Raw genomic sequence first — 2,714 nt, 5'->3', positions numbered from 1 at the left:
CCAAGGTGCTTGACTTCGCCATGGGCGACAAAGTCAAGCACGGCAAGTGGGGCACGGGAACGATCGTGGCCATGAAGGGCTCGGGCGACGATACCGAGCTGCAGATCGCATTCCCGGCCCCGGTCGGCGTGAAGCGGCTGCTTGCCAAGTTCGCGCCGATCGAGAAAGCGTAATTTAACCCATGAGAGGACGGAACCCCAATGGCTTTGCCGATGCCGGATGCTTTGGAGACCATGCAGGCCCTTATCGAAGAGATCTCCAAACATAACTACCACTACTATACCCTTGACGAGCCGACTATCAGCGATGCGGAATGGGACGCGCTTTATGCGAAGCTGATGGAGCTTGAGGCGGAGACGGGCGTCGTGCTGCCGCATTCTCCGACGCAACGCATCGGGGGCGAGCTTCTGAAAGGCTTTGAGCCGCACAAGCATTTGGCGCGGTTGTGGAGCCTGGACAAGGCGCAGAACCATGAGGACCTGATGGCGTGGCATACGCGCGCTCAGAAGCTGGTCAATGACTATAACGCGAAGCATCCGGATGAACCCCTTCCTCCGCTTTCGTTCGTGGTGGAGTTGAAGTTCGACGGACTAACGTTGAATTTAACCTACGACGGAGGAGAACTCGTGCAGGCGGCGACCCGCGGCAACGGACAAGTGGGGGAAGGCATTCTGGCTCAAGTGAAGACAATTAAGTCGGTGCCTCTGCGCATTCCTTATACCGAGGGGATTCTTGAGGTGCAGGGCGAAGGCATAATGAACCTGTCGGTGCTTGAGAAATATAACGAGACGGCCGCGGAACCGCTCAAGAACGCCCGGAACGCGGCGGCCGGAGCGCTGCGCAACCTGAATCCGAAAGTAACGGCGGAGCGCCGTTTAAACGCCTATTTTTATAACGTCGGGTATTCGGACAACGTTCAATTCCGGGATCATCGGGAGATGGTCGAGTTTTTGCGCGCGAATCAGTTCAGGGTCAGCCCGCTCGTCGAGTTTTTGGATAGTATTGAAGCGGTTGAGGAAGAACTGCAGCGGATCGCTTCCATGCGGAACACGTTTGATTTTCTAATTGACGGCTTGGTGGTCAAAATCAATGACATGCGTACGCGCGAAGTGCTCGGCTATACCGATAAGTTCCCGCGCTGGGCGGTCGCTTATAAATTCGAGGCCGAAGAAGCGGTGACAACGCTGCTAGGGGTGCAATGGAACGTGGGCCGTACCGGCAAAGTGACGCCGCTTGCGCGCGTTGAGCCGGTCGATATTGCCGGGGTCACGGTGCAGAACTGCACGTTGAACAACATGGATGATATCGCCCGCAAAAACTTGACCCACGCACTCGGCAGTCTCATCTACATCCGTCGCTCGAACGACGTCATTCCCGAGATTCTCGGCAAGGTGACGGAGGACGCCGACGGTCAGGAGATTACGGCTCCTTCAGTCTGTCCGTCGTGCGGACATACGCTTGAGCTGCGGGGCGCACACTTGTTCTGTCCGAACCGGCTGGATTGCCGTCCGCAGCTGGTGGGCCGGATTACGCATTTCGCTTCGCGCGATGCGATGGATATCGAAACGTTCAGCGAGAAGACGGCGGAGCAGTTGTATGACGAGTTAAGCGTGCGCGACCCGTCCGACTTGTATGACTTGAAGTTCGATGACTTGGTTAAGCTCGACCGCTTCGGGACGAAGAAGGCGGAGAATCTGCTGGCCGCGCTTGAGAAAAGCAAGACACCGGACCTCGCGTCCTTCCTGTTCGCCCTGGGCATCCCGAACACCGGCAAAACGACTACCAAAGAGCTGGCCGACCATTACCGCAGCCTGGACAAGCTGATGGAGGCGACGGCGGAGGAATTGATGACGCTGCCGGATATCGGCGGAATCGTGGCGGACAGCATCGTTCGCTTCTTCCAGGACCCGGCTATGCGGCGCAGCATAGAGCGGATGCTGGCGGCAGGTGTCACTCCGATTGCGGAAGAAGCGCCGGCAGCCGTGGACGAGAGCAATCCGTTTTTCGGCAAAACGGTCGTCCTCACGGGCACGCTTACGACGATGAGCCGTGACGATGCGGCGAAGAGGCTGGAGAAGCTGGGGGCGAAGGTGACCGGCAGCGTCTCGAAGAAGACGGACATCGTCATTGCGGGCGAAAGCGCCGGCAGCAAGCTGACGAAAGCGCAAGAGCTCGGCATTCGGATCATTGACGATGAGCAGGAGCTCATTCGCCTGCTTGGCGAATGAGGAAGACATGGAGACGAGGAGACTTCTTTGTATCGGCGCAAGCGGACAAAGAGGTTCCTCGTTTTTTTTGTTTGTTGATTGGCCTGGGGCAGGCGGTGCCCCGAAAACTCTTCTCATCGGTCGGTGAAGATTTGGATATCTGACGACGGAACAACTCCTGTCTGGCGATGGAGCGAAGCGTTCGGGCAATTAGTAAACACGTAATAAAAATAAGGAGTTGCAATTTATCTATGACTTGTGATACATTATTGCTTGTCGCCGCAAACGGGTTAGATCGAAATCGAAGCCGAATGCGATGGCGGTAAAAAAATAACAGTTGCAAAGTTCGTCGAAAAATGATAAGATATATTCTTGTCACGACAAAAAGTGCGGCCGTGATGAAAGCTCTTTGAAAACTGAACAAATGAGACAAATGTTATACATGAGATAGCAATATCTCAGCTAGCTTCAACAATGAGCAAGTCAGCTTTCTACATTAATGGAGAG

The 2,714-nt window shown here is 55.3% G+C and carries 2 protein-coding genes; both read left to right on the top strand.

The features are described 5' to 3' along the window. Positions 1 to 173, top strand: a 173-nt coding sequence (locus tag FKP33_RS28975) for a hypothetical protein (protein ID WP_373423958.1), incomplete at its 5' end; no start/stop codon positions are given. A gap of 39 nt (positions 174 to 212) precedes the next feature. Next, positions 213 to 2,228: an NAD-dependent DNA ligase LigA gene (ligA, locus tag FKP33_RS26535; protein ID WP_141336807.1), complete on the top strand. Its 2,016-nt coding sequence runs from the start codon at positions 213 to 215 to the stop codon at positions 2,226 to 2,228. Positions 2,229 to 2,714 lie beyond the last annotated feature (486 nt).

The sequence above is a fragment of the Paenibacillus sp. tmac-D7 genome, from assembly GCF_006519665.1.
Lineage (GTDB): Bacteria > Bacillota > Bacilli > Paenibacillales > NBRC-103111 > Paenibacillus_G > Paenibacillus_G validus.
Note: the sequence above shows the minus strand (reverse complement) of the source record. Positions and strands in the feature narration are given on the sequence as shown.